At 60.0% G+C, this 15,728-nt stretch carries 8 protein-coding genes; 5 read left to right on the top strand and 3 right to left on the bottom strand.

All coding sequences use genetic code 11. From position 1 onward, the window contains the following. Window positions 1–44: 44 nt before the first annotated feature. A complete protein-coding gene (locus P1X16_RS01620) occupies window positions 45–4,394 on the top strand; it encodes a hypothetical protein (RefSeq protein ID WP_277225775.1) in 4,350 nt (1,449 codons plus the stop codon). A 97-nt stretch (window positions 4,395–4,491) separates the two neighbouring features. On the opposite strand, the gene P1X16_RS01615 is transcribed toward P1X16_RS01620, so the two are convergent. Further along, window positions 4,492–5,484 (bottom strand): M28 family peptidase, encoded by a 993-nt coding sequence (locus tag P1X16_RS01615; RefSeq protein ID WP_277225773.1) that lies wholly within the window; start codon window positions 5,482–5,484, stop codon window positions 4,492–4,494. A 77-nt stretch (window positions 5,485–5,561) separates the two neighbouring features. Here P1X16_RS01615 and proB point away from each other — a divergent pair, with 77 nt between their 5' ends. Further along, window positions 5,562–6,653 (top strand): glutamate 5-kinase, encoded by a 1,092-nt coding sequence (proB, locus tag P1X16_RS01610; protein WP_277225771.1) that lies wholly within the window; start codon window positions 5,562–5,564, stop codon window positions 6,651–6,653. A gap of 177 nt (window positions 6,654–6,830) precedes the next feature. Further along, entirely contained in the window at window positions 6,831–8,120 is a 1,290-nt protein-coding gene (locus P1X16_RS01605; protein ID WP_277229424.1) for a glutamate-5-semialdehyde dehydrogenase, read from the top strand. Window positions 8,121–8,296: 176 nt separating this feature from the next. On the opposite strand, the gene P1X16_RS01600 is transcribed toward P1X16_RS01605, so the two are convergent. Next, window positions 8,297–8,845, bottom strand: coding sequence for an alpha/beta hydrolase (locus P1X16_RS01600; protein WP_277225769.1), 549 nt, complete (start codon window positions 8,843–8,845; stop codon window positions 8,297–8,299). Between the two features lie 67 nt (window positions 8,846–8,912). Between P1X16_RS01600 and P1X16_RS01595 the strand changes: the two genes are divergently transcribed. Then, window positions 8,913–9,509 carry a Uma2 family endonuclease gene (locus P1X16_RS01595; RefSeq protein ID WP_277225768.1) on the top strand — a complete coding sequence of 199 codons (597 nt, stop codon included), beginning with the start codon at window positions 8,913–8,915 and terminating at the stop codon, window positions 9,507–9,509. A 221-nt stretch (window positions 9,510–9,730) separates the two neighbouring features. On the opposite strand, the gene P1X16_RS01590 is transcribed toward P1X16_RS01595, so the two are convergent. Then, window positions 9,731–10,057 (bottom strand): DUF6678 family protein, encoded by a 327-nt coding sequence (locus tag P1X16_RS01590; protein WP_277225766.1) that lies wholly within the window; start codon window positions 10,055–10,057, stop codon window positions 9,731–9,733. Between the two features lie 116 nt (window positions 10,058–10,173). On the opposite strand from P1X16_RS01590, the gene P1X16_RS01585 reads away from it, so the two are divergent. Beyond that, window positions 10,174–15,723: an MG2 domain-containing protein gene (locus P1X16_RS01585; protein WP_277225764.1), complete on the top strand. Its 5,550-nt coding sequence runs from the start codon at window positions 10,174–10,176 to the stop codon at window positions 15,721–15,723. Window positions 15,724–15,728 lie beyond the last annotated feature (5 nt).

Genomic DNA, 15,728 nt, shown 5'->3' with positions numbered 1-15,728 from the left:
CTTGACGGCAGCCAGTTCGTGTTTTATCCTTAACCATTACCTGTATGGAAACTGGCCTGCTGATGCTGGTCGCCGTTGTGGGCGTCCTGCTGTACCAGGACGTATCAAAGCGTGTGCGGGAGTTGACCCAACGACTGCAAAAGCGCGAAGACGAGCACCTCGCTTTATCGGTGACCGTTGAGCGTTTGCGTCAAGAGCTGCAAAAGCTTCATTCCCAACCACCCCTAAAGCCCGCCCCGGCACCACCGGTACCGGCGCCAATCGTGGCGCCACCCCCTCCGGCACTGGAGTGGTATAAGTCGGCAACTCCTGCCGCGGCCACCACTCCTCCCCCACCAACGGCTGCACCGGCACCGCCTGTTCAGGCTCCGGCCAAATCAGAGTCTGCTGATGTGGCTCCAGCCGCACCACAAGCAGCACCCGCTGTACCAGCGCCACCCGTTGCGCCAGCCGCCGCTGATGTGGCTACCACAGCTACTCCCCCACTCACACCCCGGCCGGTTGAAAAGCCGGTTCCGGCACCTCCCACTCCCGTTCCCCCGACGGCTACACCAGCCCCAACTCCCGCCCCGCGGCCACTGCCTGCGCCCGCACTGCGTCCTGCTCCCCGGTCCATCCCGGTTCCTGCGGCAGCTGTACCAGCTGGCCCAACCTGGTGGGACCGGGCCGAACAACTGCTTCTCGACAACTGGACCGGCATACTAGGTGCCGTGGTCCTCGTGACGGGCATTGGCTTCCTGGGCGTGTACACGGCATTGCGCGTTAGTGCGCCGGTGCGCTTCGGCATGATTACCGCTTTTGCGGCGGTGCTGCTGGCCATGCATTATTACCTGCGGGCAAAGCCCTTTGCGGCACAGCTGCACGTGTGGCTGCAAAGCAGTGCGGCAGCGGTGTTTCTGTTTGCCTGCGTGGGTGCTGTGAGCGTACCGGGCCTGCAATGGGTTGACCCGCCGTTCAGCTACCTCTTGCTACTGGTGGGCGTGGCCGCCAATCTGTGGTTGGCCTGGGACGCCAGCCGGGAATCGGTGGCAACGCTGCACGGGGTGCTGAGTTTGGTGGCGTTGGCGGTGCTGCCGCACACGCTGCTCACGCTAGCTTCCGCCGCGGGCGTCACGGCGTTCAGCATCGCCATTACGTACCGCCAGCGCTGGCGGTACCAGCTGCTGCTTAGCATTCTCAGCTTTTTCGCGTTTCATCAATACTGGCACTACTTGCTGGCTGCAGATGCTCCAGCCTCCGGCTCCATGCGCTTAGGCGCCATGGGCTTGGTATTGCTGGTAGGAGTAGCCGCCGCGGTGGTGCAATACCGGAAGGTGTACGCCAGTGTGCGTTTCGATGCTTTGCTGTTTGCGGCCCACCTACTGAACTGGACTTGCTTGGGTATCAACCTCTATCAATACAGCACCGGCTCACCCTGGAAAACGGTGCCACTGGGGCTGGGCGCGCTGCTCACGTTCTGGGTAGCCCGGCAGGCCCGGCAGCTCGGTATTCGGTGGCTGTTCCGCACCGACAGCATTATCTCGCTGCTTCTGGCCTTGTTCACGGCCTTCTCGTTGCAAGGCTGGCACGCTACGGGCACGCTCGTGCTGCTCTTTATGCTGCTCGAGACCTTGCTCGTTGCCTTCATCATGGTCCGGGAGCGGGAAGTGGTGGTGTTTCAAGTAGCCTCGGCCGGTGCTTTGTTGGCGAGTTTGGGGCTGTTGGTGCTGAACATCGCGCAAATCACTTTTTACACCCCCGCTGAGCTGCACCGCAACGCCGGCCTGCTGGTACTGGCTGGTTTGCTAGGCGCCGGCTATTTCCAGCTCGTGCAGCGCCAAACCTTGCTCAACGATGCAGAAGAGCCAAGCGGGCAAGAGCTGTACCGTGGCTTCGGCGCGATGGTAGGCGCGTTGTATTTGGGTGGTGCGGCTTTACTGGTACAAGCTCTTTTCGGCGTCCCGAATCCGCCGGTAATGGGGCTATTGAGTGGCGCAGCTGCGGCCGCGGGCACGCTATTCGGGGTGGCGTGGTGGCTACGCTCAACCAAAGGCTGGTTCCGCACCATGCATTTGCTATGTGGGCAGGTGCTGTTGGTGGTAGCTATCCTAGGGCTACACAAAGCCGGGCTGGTGTGGCCGGCAGTAGCAGTGGTGCTGTACCTAGAAAGCTTGCTGATGGCGGGCGTATTGGGCAAAGCCAACGAACCACCGGCTTACCGCGTGCTGCTGGTTGCCACGGTGCTGAGTGGTGGCTGGCTGTTACTGGCCTCTACTACGCTAGTTCTGCAGTTGTCGGGCCCCGAACTGCACCGCAACGCGTTGCTCCTGCTGCTGGCCGCTTTCAGCAGTTCCGTGGCTCTGCACCTGACGGGGCGCTTGCCGCAGCTTGCCGCACTGCTGTTTGAACCCAACGACCGAAGCCTGCACACCGGGCTACGGGTACTAACTGGCTTGTTTTACTTCGGAGGCGGCCTACTGCTCACGCAAGCGCTGTTTGGCATCAGCAACGCACCTGTGGCTGCGTTGGTGGGTGGCTTGGCTGCTACCGCGGGCGGGCTGTTTGGGCTGGCCTGGTGGATGCGGGGCAGTCCTGGCTGGTTCCGGCCGCTGCACCTGCTGCTAGGCCAGTTGCTGCTGGTCGTAGCTGTGTTGGGCTTGCACGAAGCCGGTCTTTCCTGGCCTGCTACGCTCACGCTGCTTTACGTCGAAACCCTAGTGCTAACGTTGCTGCTGGCCTGGTATCAGGAGTGGCCGTTGTACCGCGTTCTGGTTTACGCTTCGCTGGTGCTGGCCGTGGCGCTGGCTCCGCTCGTGTACCGCACCAGTCCCGGCCTGCTCCCCGATACACTGCGCGCCTTGCTACTGGCGGCCGCGGCGCTGACTACCGTTGGTACGCAGGCGCTATTGCTCCGCCGCGGCGCGCCCGTATTCGATGCAGTACCTCTTTCTTATAATCCGCTGTACAGGCTACGCCTACTCGGCACGTTGGCGGGTTGGCTGCTGCTGGCAGCGGGCGGCTTGGTGTACGAGCATACTTGGGCGGGTTGGGTTGTAGCTGGCTTCGGCGGGGCACTGCTGGCACTCCGGCGCTATGTTACCATACCGGGCTTGTGGGTTGGTTTGCTGTTGCAGGCCGTCGGCTACCATGGCTTGCAATGGAGCCAGGTACTCCCGGTTCAGCAAGCTTACCAGCCACTGTCGGTGCTAGGGTATCTGCTGCCGCTACTGGCTTTGTCGGGGGCAGGGTTGCTCTGCTCGTGGTGGGAAGGCAGGCAGCAGCACGTACGCTGGCCGTGGCTGTACCTGCTCGGATTGCACGCCGCGCTGGCTGTTTGGGTGGCCTTCGCGCCGCGCACCGAAGCCGTGCCCGTACTTCTGTGGGTGCTACTGGCAGCCGTAGCGGCAGTGGCCGCGCACCTACTACGCCAACGACTGACCACAACTGAAGCCCTGACGCGGCACGGTCACCCCGACCGGTTCCTACTGCACCTCACCTATGGTTTGCTCACGTTGGCACTGTTTGGCCACCTCGACTTGCTGGCGGCTTTCTCTACCGACCTGCTGCTAGGCTTCCCGGCTCGTCGCTTTACGGCGGCCGCGCTGCTGCTGGTGCTGGCGGGTCTTGCGTGGCAGCGCTCGTCAATTACCGGTCCGGTGTATCGTTCCACCCAATATGTGCAGCCCTTGCTTCCTGAGCTGACGCTGCTCTTTTTCACCTTTACGCTGTGGCGCGAAGTGCAGCTGGAATGGGAAGCTCTGCTGTGGATCTTGCTGGCTTTTGCGCTGACATTAGGTGCCCGTCACCTACTCCACCGCCTGCGCCGAGTGCAGGTGTACGGGGCGTTCTTCTTCGCAGCCTCCGTGCTCTGGAGTAGCTACGTAGCCCTCACCGCCATAGCGCCCGGCCAGCTCCTGACAGCTCCCTGGCTGGCCGCGGCTGGCACCGTCGTTTTGCTGTTCGCGTATGCCGCCGTGGCGTTCAATCAGCCACCACTTGCCACCGAGGACGCGTATTGGCCGCCGTGGTTGGCGCCTCTGGCCAAGCTCGGGCAACTACCACTGCCGGTCAAGGTGCCCCTGCTGCTGTATCCAGCGTTCCTGGCGCTTATGCTGCTGTTGGTTCAGTCCTTCGACCGATCGGTGCTGACGGTTCTGCTGATGGTAGAAGTGATGGCCGCTTTCATCAGTAGCCTGATGCTGCGCCGGCAAGACTTGCGCTATGCCTCGCTGGCTGGCATGGTTGTGTGCTTTATCCGGCTCATATCCTACGATTTAAGCCAGAGCAACACCATCACGCGCGCTATCGTCTTCATCTTGATGGGTCTGCTGCTACTCGCTACGAATGCCCTGTACGCCCGCTTCAAAGGCCGGTTTGCGCCAGCCGCCACCCATCCAGAAGAAGAGCTGGAGTAGGTAGCTCAGATAATAGTTAAGTATAAACTAGGTCCCCGCCTCATCTGAGGCGGGGACCTAGTTTTTTAACTTCGTAGCAGTTGGTTTTCTTCACGCATCACAACCCCATAATGGCCGCGTATACGCCGTTTACCACTTCTGCCATCCGCCTGAAATCCAGCGTGTCGATGGTGTCGGAGGGGAGGTGGTAGTTGGGGTTGCGCAGAAAGGAGGTGTCGTTGATCATGAGGGCCTCGTAGCCATACTTCCAGTAGTTCCGATGATCGGAAAGACCAGCCAATCCCATTTCGGCGGGCAGATTGATGCGCTGCACGTCGATGTCGGCCTTGGTTTTCATCAGGTCCTGCACCTGCTTGGTGAAGCCTTCCTGACCCATGCGCCCCACTACCGTAATGAAATTGCCGGTATTAGGATACAGCGCAGCTATTTGCTCGTTGGGGAAACGCTGCGAGCCGGGCTCGTCGCGGAAGTAGCCGATCATCTCGTAGCAAAGCATGGCCCGCACGGGCACGTTGGCATCATGCAAGGACTTGGCATGCACGGCGCTGCCCATGTACTCGGTGGCGAAATAGGGCGGCTCCTCATTGGGATAGGCCACTAGCTCTACGCGGTATTTCGAGTTAGAGCCAAGGTTTTGTAGCAGCCGGGCCGTTTCCAGCAGGCCAGCCACGGCACTGGCGTTGTCGTCGGCGCCGGGTTGGTCGCCGCACACGTCGTAGTGCGCGCCAACTACCAAGCGCGGCGCATCAGCCGGTCCAAACCACAAGATGATGTTGCGGTACTGCCGGCCATCGGCCTTAAAGGTTTGCTCCTCGACGTGGCCGTCTTCCAGATTCTCAAAAGCGGCCTTGATATGGTCAGCGGCCGCATTCAAGGACCGAAGGTTGCGGTAGTGGCGGGCAGGTTGCAGCGACGTCAGGAACTTAACATCGGCATACAGTCGGTTTTGATCGGCACCCATGGTTTGGTCGGGTTGGAGAGGTGTAGGTCGGGAGGAAGAGGCGCTCCGCTGCGAACCGCGTTGCTCACAGGCAACTGCACCCAATAAGGTCAGGAGCAGTCCGCACACAGCGCTTTGGAGATGGAGCATAAGCCGTAAACGAGGAAAAGACCAACGTGGCCATGCAAATCTCTGCCTACCTTAACAGCGCAGAAACCCTATGCAGCATGGCACTTTCGTACCAGAGAATTGTCGTTAAAATCGGCTCCAACGTCCTTACGCGCGAAGACGGCCTGCCCGACAGCAGCCGCATTCAACACTTAGTTGACCAGATTGCTGACCTGAAAAAAGTTGGCAAGGAAGTGATTGTTGTGTCGTCGGGAGCGGTGGCGGCGGGGCGTAGCTTGGTTTCCGTTTCCGAAAAGGCCGATGCCGTGAGCAGCCGCCAACTGTTGGCCGCTGTGGGCCAGGTGAAGCTGCTGGCCACGTACGCCGAGCTGTTTCGGGCCCATGAGTTGGTGTGCGCGCAGGTGCTGGTAACCAAAGAGGACTTCCGCGACCGGCAGCACTACCTGCACATGCAAAACTGCTTCCGGGCGCTGCTGCAGAACAACATTATCCCGGTCGTCAACGAGAACGACGTTATTTCCGTCACGGAACTGATGTTCACCGACAACGACGAACTGGCTGGCCTCGTCGCGTCCATGCTGGACGCCGACGCCTTGCTGATCCTAAGCAATGTAGACGGCATCTTCGACGGCGACCCGAAAGCCCCCGGTGCGCAGCTGATTCCAGCAATCGAGCCCACTACCACCAGCTTTTCCGGTTTCGTGACCACCCAACGCTCTCAGTTTGGGCGCGGCGGCATGATTACCAAGTGCCACATGGCCCACAAAGTGGCGCAGTTGGGCATTGCGGTGCACATTGCCAACGGCAAAACCATCAATATCCTGCCCCGCATCCTGAGCGAGGAAGTGGTAAACACCAAATTCATTCCCAACAAAACGGCGTCGCGCAAGAAGAAGTGGCTGGCCCACGCCGAAACCGCTGCCAAAGGGGCTGTGCAAATAAACGCCGGTGCGAAAGCGGCCCTCACCACCCCCGGCAAGGCCACTAGCCTCCTGCCGGTAGGCGTGCTCGGCATCGTCGGCACGTTTACGAAAGGCGACATTATCCGGCTGCTCGACGAAGTAGGCAAACCCATCGGCATCGGTATAGCCGAATACGGCTCCGATAAGGCACTCGAACGCCTCGGCCAACAAAACCAGAAACCGCTGGTACACTACGATTATCTGTTCCTGAGCGCAGAAATCAGCTAGAGTATATGGCTAGTCGCTCCACACACCGTCATGCTGAGCGCAGCCGAAGCATCTCGCGTGCTGACGTTGTGATAGTAACTGAGTTTACTACACTAGCGAGATGCTTCGACTACGCCTCCGGCTTCGCTCAGCATGACCCTTTGATTAGACTGTAAAGCACTATCTATCCTGTAGGCTATCAGCCAAGCAGCCGCATCTTCTCCCGACCTTTCCGCTATGGATTTACAAGTCAGTTTTCAAGCCACGCAAACTGCCAGCCGGAGCCTCGCCCTGTTGCCCCCTGAGAAGGTAAACGCGCTCCTGCTCGACCTGGCGGCCACCGCCGTGGCGCAGACGCCGTTTCTGCTCCGTGAAAACGAGAAAGACTTGGCCCGTATGGCCCCCGAAAACCCCAACTACGACCGGCTGCAACTCACCGCCGCGCGCCTCGAAAGTATTGCGCAAGACATAGAAAGCGTGGCGGCTCTGCCTTCTCCGCTAGGCAAGGTGTTGCTGGAACAGGAGCTGCCCAACGGCCTGCACATTTCCAAAGTCCGGGTGCCACTTGGCGTAGTCGGCGTCATTTACGAAGCTCGCCCCAACGTGACCTTCGATGTGGTAGCGCTATGCTTGAAGACCGGCAATGCGTGCTTGCTGAAAGGCGGCAGCGACGCCAGTTTCTCCAATGAAGCCATTATTTCCGTCATTCACGAGGTGTTGTGCCGCCACGACCTGCTCCCCTACTGTGCCACCCTGCTCCCCCCCGACCGCCAGGCCACGGAAGCCCTGCTTAAGGCCGTCGGCTACGTGGACGTGCTTATTCCGCGCGGCAGCCAAGGCCTGATTGAGTACGTGCGCCAAAACGCTAAGGTCCCCGTCATCGAAACCGGCGCGGGCATCGTGCACACCTACTTCGATGAAACCGCCGACCTCGCCAAAGGCCGCGCCATCATCGCCAACGCCAAAACCCGCCGCGTGAGCGTCTGCAACTCCCTCGATTGCCTGCTGCTGCACGAAGCCCGCCTGATTGACTTGCCCGCGCTGGCCGCTCCCCTGGCCCAAGCCAACGTGACCCTCTACGCCGACGAACCCGCCTACGCCGCCCTGCGCGGCCTGTACCCCAGCCAGCTCCTGCAACCAGCCGCACCCGAGCACTTCGGCACCGAGTTTCTATCGCTGCGAATGGCCATCAAAACAGTAGCCAGCCTCGACGAAGCCCTTACCCATATTGCTGCCCACAGCTCCAAGCACAGCGAGGCCATAGTTTCCGAGGACGCCGCGCACATCGAGCAGTTCCTCAACAGCGTGGACGCCGCCGCCGTGTACGCCAACGCCTCCACCGCCTTCACCGACGGCGGCCAGTTTGGCCTCGGCGCCGAAATCGGTATCAGCACCCAAAAGCTCCACGCCCGCGGCCCCATGGGCCTAGAGGAACTCACCAGCTACAAGTGGCTGGTGCGCGGCAATGGGCAGGTGCGTCCTAGCTAAAAGCCACCTTTACAAACCACGACCGTCATGCTGAGCGCAGTGCAACGAAGCCGAAGCATCTCGCTAGTGTGGTAAAATCATACACCATCACAACGTCAGCACGCGAGATGCTTCGGCTGCGCTCAGCATGCGGTAGTATCGTCGAAGGCGCAAAATTTACAATGGCAAAAATGTTCTTACCTCTGCGAAGATGCACGTGCCACCAAATCCATCAGCAGCGCGTGTCCTTCCGGCCATAGACCTAGGTTAGTTTCAGAATTGATGTGACCTAGCGCCCCCACGTTCACTAGCCAGCTGCCCCATGCCTCGGCAAATTGCTGCGCCCGTGCCAGCGTTACATACTCGTCGTTGGTGCTGGCCACCACAATACTTGGAAACGGCAGCGGCGCCAGGGGCATAGGCCGAAACCCCGTGACTTCTGGCGGAAAGTCGGGCCGGTCTACATCGGCGGGAGCTACTAGTAGGGCACCGGCTATGCGGTGTTGTGTGGTAGCCGCCCAGTGCGCAATGGTAGCACAAGCCAGACTGTGCGCCGCCAGCACCACATGGGGGCCAGCAGTTGCTACCGCCGCATCAAGCGTCTGCACCCAATCGGCTTGGACGGGCTGGTCCCAGTTGTGTTGCTCTACCCGTTGACAGCCATAGTGTTGCTCCCAATGGGTTTGCCAGTGGTTGGGGCTAGAGTTGCCCAAGCCGGGCACAGTGAGGATGATGGTGGAAGGCATAAGCTGAAGGGGCGTCGAAAGTAAGTGCTTCGCGTATCTTTACCTGTGTACGCCAACGCCTGCCTTTATGCCACCTATCACCAGCCTCTCCCAGCTCGACCTTACCAAAAGCTATACCTACGCCGACTACCTAACGTGGCAGCTAACAGAATGGGTAGAACTTATCAAGGGCAAAATCCGCCCGATGAGCCCAGCCCCACGCGTGGTACACCAGCGGATTTCCAGTCGTCTGATGGGCACGATCTACGCGAACTTGACCGACCGAAGCTGTGAGGTTTTTCACGCGCCGTTTGATGTGCGCCTGACTACCACGTCGGCCAACGGCGACGCGCAGATTACAACGGTTGTGCAGCCCGATATCTGCGTGGTGTGCGACCCGGCCAAGCTGGACGAGAAAGGCTGCGTAGGCGCGCCCAACTGGATTATCGAAATCCTGAGCCCCGGCAACCTTGCCCGCGACACCAAAGAGAAGTTCGACCTCTACGAGGAAAATGAAGTGCCGGAATACTGGATTGTGTCGCCCGGCGAAAAGAGCATTACCGTGTACGTGCTGCACGAAGGCCGCTACCAGGTGCGCGGTGAGTTCTACACGCCCGGCCCCGTAACAGTCTACATGCTGCCAGAAGTTGGTATTGAGTGGACGGAGGTGTTTGAGGGGGTGTAGCGTGTCACTGGCGCGAGTTTAGCGTAGCGTAACTCGTGACAAATCATGTCGCGAATTTTCAACTCGCCCACCAGAACAGGCTGTGTGAACGGTGCGGGACCTTCTTGCCGCTCACGCGGCAGTGGAGCTACAAGCTCCACATCACAGGCTGGTCACGAGTTACGCTACGTTAAACTCGCGCCAGTTGGGGAAAAAGGATATTTAATCCAGCATTTTGCTACTCACTGTAGCTGCTGACCATAGACTCTGATTATTCCATTCGTTGTTTCATATCCAATACCGACATTACTTAATACCTCTATAATCTCATCAGTAATGACCTCCAATTTAGGTGGTACTAGCCTACCTATCGGCGTCACCACAACAGGGTCGAGTTCTATCCACTCTACATCACTAATTCTTTCCGGTCCCGAAACCTCAATATAGTCTTCTACGGGCAAGCCAAACCCACCTTTCCAGTCAGTTATATAGTCTTCGTTATAAACCTTAAGCCTGATTTGGCAGCGCATATCATAGACTAACTTCTGAATGGCAAGCAAACGGTTCATTCTTATGGTAAAGTAGTAGGCGCTACAGATTAATTATTGCCTTTAAACCTATATAAAATATAGCAGGAAGCACGTTTTTCTATACCTTCCGGCGTCTTTTCAAGCTCCTCCCTATCATGTTGTTCCGTACCCTTTCTCGCCTGCCGCTGCTGGTGCTGCTGGCTTTGCTATGGGCTTGCTCGAAGCCTGGCACTGATACCGCCACTAGCCCCGACGGCGAGGAAATCGACCCGCAGCAGAACCTAGTGTTTCTCTTCGATGAAGCCGTGATGGACAAGGCGCAGCAGAACCGGTGGGATACGGTGCAGTACGTGAAATTCCAGCCGGCCATGCGCGGCAAGTTCAAGTGGACTTCCGACCGAGAACTGGTGTTTTCGCCCCTGACGCCGTTTCGGCCGAGCACCACGTTTAAGGCGGAGCTACAGCCGGCCACGCTGCCAAGCGGCAAGCAGAAACTGGCGCTACCCGAAAACCGCCGCAAGTTTCACACGCCGTTTCTGGCGCTAAACGAACCGCAGGCCTTTTGGGGCCGCTCGACGCGGGCTGCCGGCACCGCCGAAATGCGCCTAGAGCTACCCTTCAACTACAGCGTGCGCCCCTCCGACGTCAAGCCTCTGCTCCGCGTGACGCAGGACGGGCAGCCGGTGGCCTTCGAGGTGCGTAGCGCCGAGCCGGGTCAGAGCGTGAGCGTAAGTCTTACACAGGAAGTTAGGACCGGCAGCCCACTCACCGTGGCGCTGGCGCAGGGCCTGCGTGCCGTGGGCAGCGACCGGGCTTCCACGAGCGAGTACGCCACTAGCGTGCCGGTGCCCGACCAACAGGCGCTGGAAGTGCGCTCTATTGTGGGCAGCCTGCAAAATGCCGACCCCATCATCACTATTCAGACCAGCCAGCCGGTGAGCGAGGTGAATTTGCAAACCGGCCTCACGGTGTCGCCGGCGGTGGCGTTTTCGGTGGAAGAGTTGGAAAGCGGCTTCGTGCTGAAAGGTGGTTTTGAGGCCGGAAAAACGTATCAGGTAAGTTTAGCGCAAGGATTGCCCGGTGCGCTTGGCGGCCAACTCGCCAGCAGCGTCACCGAAACGGTCAGCTTCGCGACCGAGCAGCCCACCATCAGCTTCGCCAGTCAGGACAAGGCCATGTACCTCGATGCGTTGGGTACGCGCAACCTCGGCATTCGCATCAACGAGGTGGAGAAGGTGCAGGTGACCATTGCCAAAGTCTACGCCAACAACATTCAGCAGCTGCTGCGCGGCGAGCAGCAGTACGGCTATCCGCAATACGACGAAGACAGTGAGGAAGAGAGCGAAGGCGAAGACGGCGAGTACGTAGACCGCTCCTTTCGCTACTACGACATCGAACAACTAGGCAACGTGCTGACCGAGCGGAGCTACACCGTGGCCGGGCTGCCGAAGGCGCAGGGGCTGCGGCTGCTGAACCTGGATTTGAAAGACCTGGAGTTTTCGGGCGGGTTGAAGGGCCTGTACGTGGTGAAGGTGCAGGACACCGAGCGGCAGTGGCTGCAAGTCAGCAAGCTGGTATCGGTGTCGGATATCGGCATGATTGTGAAGCAAGGCAAAAACGGCAGCACGCTGGTGTTTGCCAATTCCATCCGCACGGCCAAGCCGCTTTCGGGGGTGGAAGTGCGCTTCGTGAGCTCCAACAACCAGGTAATTAGCACCAGCGTCACCAACCGGGAAGGCGTAGCCAAATTCGACACAACCACCGCCAATTCGCGCTTCACGCTGAGTATGATTGTGGCACTGCGCGAGTCGGATTTCACGTTCCTGGACTTGGGCCGGAGCGGCGTCGAGACGTCGCGGTTCGAGGTGGGCGGGCTGCAATCCAACGCCGCCCGCTACCAGGCCTTCCTCTACGGCGACCGGGACCTGTACCGCCCCGGCGACACTATCCGCAGCAACACCATCATCCGGACCGAGGACTGGAAAAACCCGGTGGCCAAGCTGCCCGTCAAGATTCGGCTGCTGCTGCCCTCCGGCAAGGAATACGCCAGCCTGCGCAAGGAGCTGACGGCGGCCGGAAGCTTCGAGGCCGACTTTATTCTGCCGCCGAGCATCATGACTGGCACCTACACCATGGAAGTGCTAACCGGCAACGACGTGCTACTGACTTCGCGGCAGGTGAGCGTAGAAGAGTTTATTCCGGACCGCATGAAGGTGACGGTGAAGGCCACGCCCGCCGTCGTGAAGCCCGGCCAGACCGTTTCCGCGCAGATTATGGCCCAAAACCTATTCGGTCCGCCGGCCGCCGACCGCAAGTTTGAGGTGGAGTTTGCACTGAAGGAAAAGGCTTTCGCCCCCAAGAAATTCGAGGATTACACGTTCAGCTTAAGCACTGGCGAGTTGCGCCGCACGCGCTACGGCAACCAGTCGGGTACGTCGTCGTTGGCGAGCCGCTTCGAGAACACCACCCGTGAAGGCAACACCGATGCCGCCGGCCGCGGCACGGCTACCTACGAAGTGCCCAACTACACCGACCTCGGCACGCTGCAAGGCACGGCCTTTTGCACGGTGTTCGACGAAACCGGCAGGCCCGTCAACCGCCTCGCCACCTTCGAGGTGCAAACGCAGGCGGTGATGTTCGGGCTGAAAACCCTGCCCGAGATGTTTGAAACCCGCGAGGTTATCCCGATTAAGCTGGTGGCCCTCACGCCGGCCGGGCAGCCCACCAGCGCCGAGGCCCGCGTGCAGGTGGTGCGCCTGTTGTGGGAAACGGTGATTGAGCGCCAGGGCGGCCGATACGTGTACAACTCGCAGCGGCGCGAAGAAACCGTGATGGACCAGCGCGTATCGGTGGGCAAGGAAGGCAGTGCCAGCGGCCTAGGCTTCCCGGCCAGCTACTCCGGCGAGTACGAAGTGCGCGTGTCGCGGCCCGGTGCCGACACCTACGTGGCGCAGCAGGTGTACGCCTACGGCTACGGCGACACCCAAAGCAACGCCTTCGAAGTCAACAACGAGGGCGAGGTGACCATTGCGGCTGACAAAGAGAAATACCAGCCCGGCGAAACGGCCAACCTGCTGCTGAAAACGCCCTTTCCCGGCCGCATCCTCGTGACCGTGGAGCGGGACCGGGTGCTCGACCATTTTTACGTGAATACAGACGAGAAATCGGCCCAAGTAAGCATCCCGATTCAGGGCGGACACGTGCCCAACATCTACGTGACGGCCACCGCCATCCGTCCCATCACCGACAACCGCCTACCCCTTACGGTGGCCCGCGGCTTCGTGCCGCTGGTGGTGGAAAAGCCGGAAGCCAAGCTGGCTGTGGCCATCAAAGCGCCCGAGCTGAGCCGCTCGCAAGTGTGGCAGACGGTGGAAGTACGCACCGCGCCCAACGCCAACGTAACGCTGGCTGTGGTGGACGAAGGCATCCTGCAAATGAAGGATTACCGCACGCCCGACCCCTACGGCTACTTTTACCAAAAGCGCGCCCTCGAGGTAAGTGCCTACGACGTGTACCCCTTCCTGCTGCCCGAACTCGGTACCAGCTCGTCGGGGGGTGATGCCTCCGACCTCTCGCGCCGCACCACGCCCGTACCCTCGCGCCGGGTGAAATTATTCGCTAAGTGGAGCGGCGTACTCACCGCCGACGCCAGCGGCCTGGTGCGCTACAAGCTGCGCGTGCCGCAGTTCAGCGGCGCCGTCCGCATCATGGCCGTGGCCTACAAGAACGACGCTTTCGGCTCCGCCGAACAAACCATGCGCGTTGCCGACCCGATAGTTATTTCAACGGCCCTCCCCCGCTTCCTCAGCCCCGGCGACACGATTGACGTGCCGGTGACGCTGACGAATACGACGAACCGCCGCATCTACGGTCCTTTCGATGTAAAACTTGAAGGACCATTAAAAATTGTTGACACTACCAAGCCAGGTAGTCCCGAAGGCTTATTCTCGATTTTGCCGTCTAAAGAGAACAGAATCACTTTCCGAGTAGTAGCTACTGGTGTAGGCAACAGCAAAATGACTGTTGCAGTCAAACAGCAGTTTGAAGGTCCTAGACCAGATGATGGTGAAAACAGTAAAGGCCATAGAGCCACCTTCACCGAAACCATCGAGCTACCCGTCCGGCCCGCTTCGCCGTTGCTGAAGCGCACGGGGGCGGGCGTGGTGGCGGGCGGCGCGACTCAGCAGCTGAACCTGACGAGTGACTTCCTGCCATCGTCTATGCGGAGCCAGCTGGTGGTGAGCCGCTCGCCGATGACCGAGTTTGCCAAGGATTTGCGCTACCTGCTGCAATACCCGTATGGCTGTTTGGAGCAAACCGTGTCGGCGGCCTTCCCGCAGTTGTACTACGGTGATTTGGCGGCGTCTTTGGGGCAGAAAACTGGAAAAACGGGCAAGGCGGGCCTGTTCAACCCCAATTACCACGTGCAAGAAGCCATCCGCAAGGTGGAGTCGCAGCAGATGTACAACGGCAGCCTTAGCTACTGGCCCGGCGGCGACTACGACAACTGGTGGGCCACCGCTTACGCCGCGCACTTCCTGCTCGAAGCCCAACAAGCCGGCTTCACCGTGAATAAGAGCGTGCTCGATAGAGTGTTGCGTTACCTGGAAACCCGCACCAAAAAGCGCGAAACCGATACCTACAACATCATCCAGACCGGCGGCGTAATTCAGCAGCTTACCCTGGCGAAAAAGGAAATTCCCTACTCGCTCTACGTGCTAGCCCTCGCTGGCCGCCCTGACCCAGTGGCGCTCAACTACTACAAAGCCAACCGCAAGCTGCTGGCGGAAGACTCGCGGTGGGTGCTGGCCTGCGCCTTTGCCGTGGGCGGCAACCAGCGCAGCTACCGCGAAGCTTTGCCCACCCGCTTCGGCACCCAAACCATGGCCGGCCGCGAGCTGGACGGCTCATTCTCCTCCCCCATCCGTGACGAAGCCCTGGTGCTCAACGCCCTGCTCGCCGCCGACCCCGCCAACCCGCAGATAAACGTGCTGGCTCGCCAGCTCAGCCGCCAAGTGAAATCGGCTAGGTGGCTGAATACACAGGAACGCGCCTTCTCGCTGCTGGCTCTCGGCAAACTGGCTAAGAAGAATGCCGCTAGCACCGTCACGGCCTCGCTGCTGTCTGATAGTAAGGCCATGGGCAACTTCACGGGCAAAGACCTCACGGTAAACAACGTGGCCAACCACAAGCTGGCCCTGCGTACGCAGGGGCGCGGCAGCCTCTATTACTTCTGGGAAATGGAAGGCATCAGTCCCACCGGCCAGGTAATCGAAGAGGACGCCTACCTGCAAGTCCGCCGCCAGTTCCTGGACCGCACCGGCGCGCCAGTAGGCACCACGTCGTTCAAGCAGAACGACTTAGTGGTGGTTAAAATCACGATTCAGTCGGCGCAAAGTGCCGGGGAAGTGAAGAACGTGGCCATCACCGACTTGCTGCCCGCTGGTCTGGAAATCGAGAACCCGCGCATCGGCGCCGTACGGGACCTGACCTGGGCCACCAATGCCGCCCAACCCGACTACCTTGACGTCCGCGACGACCGAATCAACCTCTTCACCACCGTCGATACCACGCCCAAGTCGTTCTACTACCTGGCCCGCGCCGTCAGCAAAGGCACGTTCAAGCTCGGCCCCGTTAGCGCCGATGCTATGTATAACGCCGAGTACCATAGCTACAACGGCGCCGGCGTGGTGCGGGTGCGATAGAAAGA

It is taken from the genome of Hymenobacter sp. YC55, from assembly GCF_029433095.1.
GTDB lineage: Bacteria > Bacteroidota > Bacteroidia > Cytophagales > Hymenobacteraceae > Hymenobacter.
The sequence above is the reverse complement of the archived record's forward strand: the minus strand, read 5'-3'. Positions and strand labels throughout refer to the sequence as shown.

Excerpts from the sequence above, each read along its gene's own strand:
- proB (WP_277225771.1), top strand. The coding sequence starts at position 5,562 with ATGGCACTTTCGTACCAGAGAATTGTCGTTAAAATCGGCTCCAACGTC.
- P1X16_RS01600 (WP_277225769.1), bottom strand. The coding sequence starts at position 8,845 with ATGCCTTCCACCATCATCCTCACTGTGCCCGGCTTGGGCAACTCTAGC.
- P1X16_RS01595 (WP_277225768.1), top strand. The coding sequence starts at position 8,913 with ATGCCACCTATCACCAGCCTCTCCCAGCTCGACCTTACCAAAAGCTAT.
- P1X16_RS01615 (WP_277225773.1), bottom strand. The coding sequence starts at position 5,484 with ATGCTCCATCTCCAAAGCGCTGTGTGCGGACTGCTCCTGACCTTATTG.
- P1X16_RS01620 (WP_277225775.1), top strand. The coding sequence starts at position 45 with ATGGAAACTGGCCTGCTGATGCTGGTCGCCGTTGTGGGCGTCCTGCTG.
- P1X16_RS01585 (WP_277225764.1), top strand. The coding sequence starts at position 10,174 with ATGTTGTTCCGTACCCTTTCTCGCCTGCCGCTGCTGGTGCTGCTGGCT.
- P1X16_RS01590 (WP_277225766.1), bottom strand. The coding sequence starts at position 10,057 with ATGAACCGTTTGCTTGCCATTCAGAAGTTAGTCTATGATATGCGCTGC.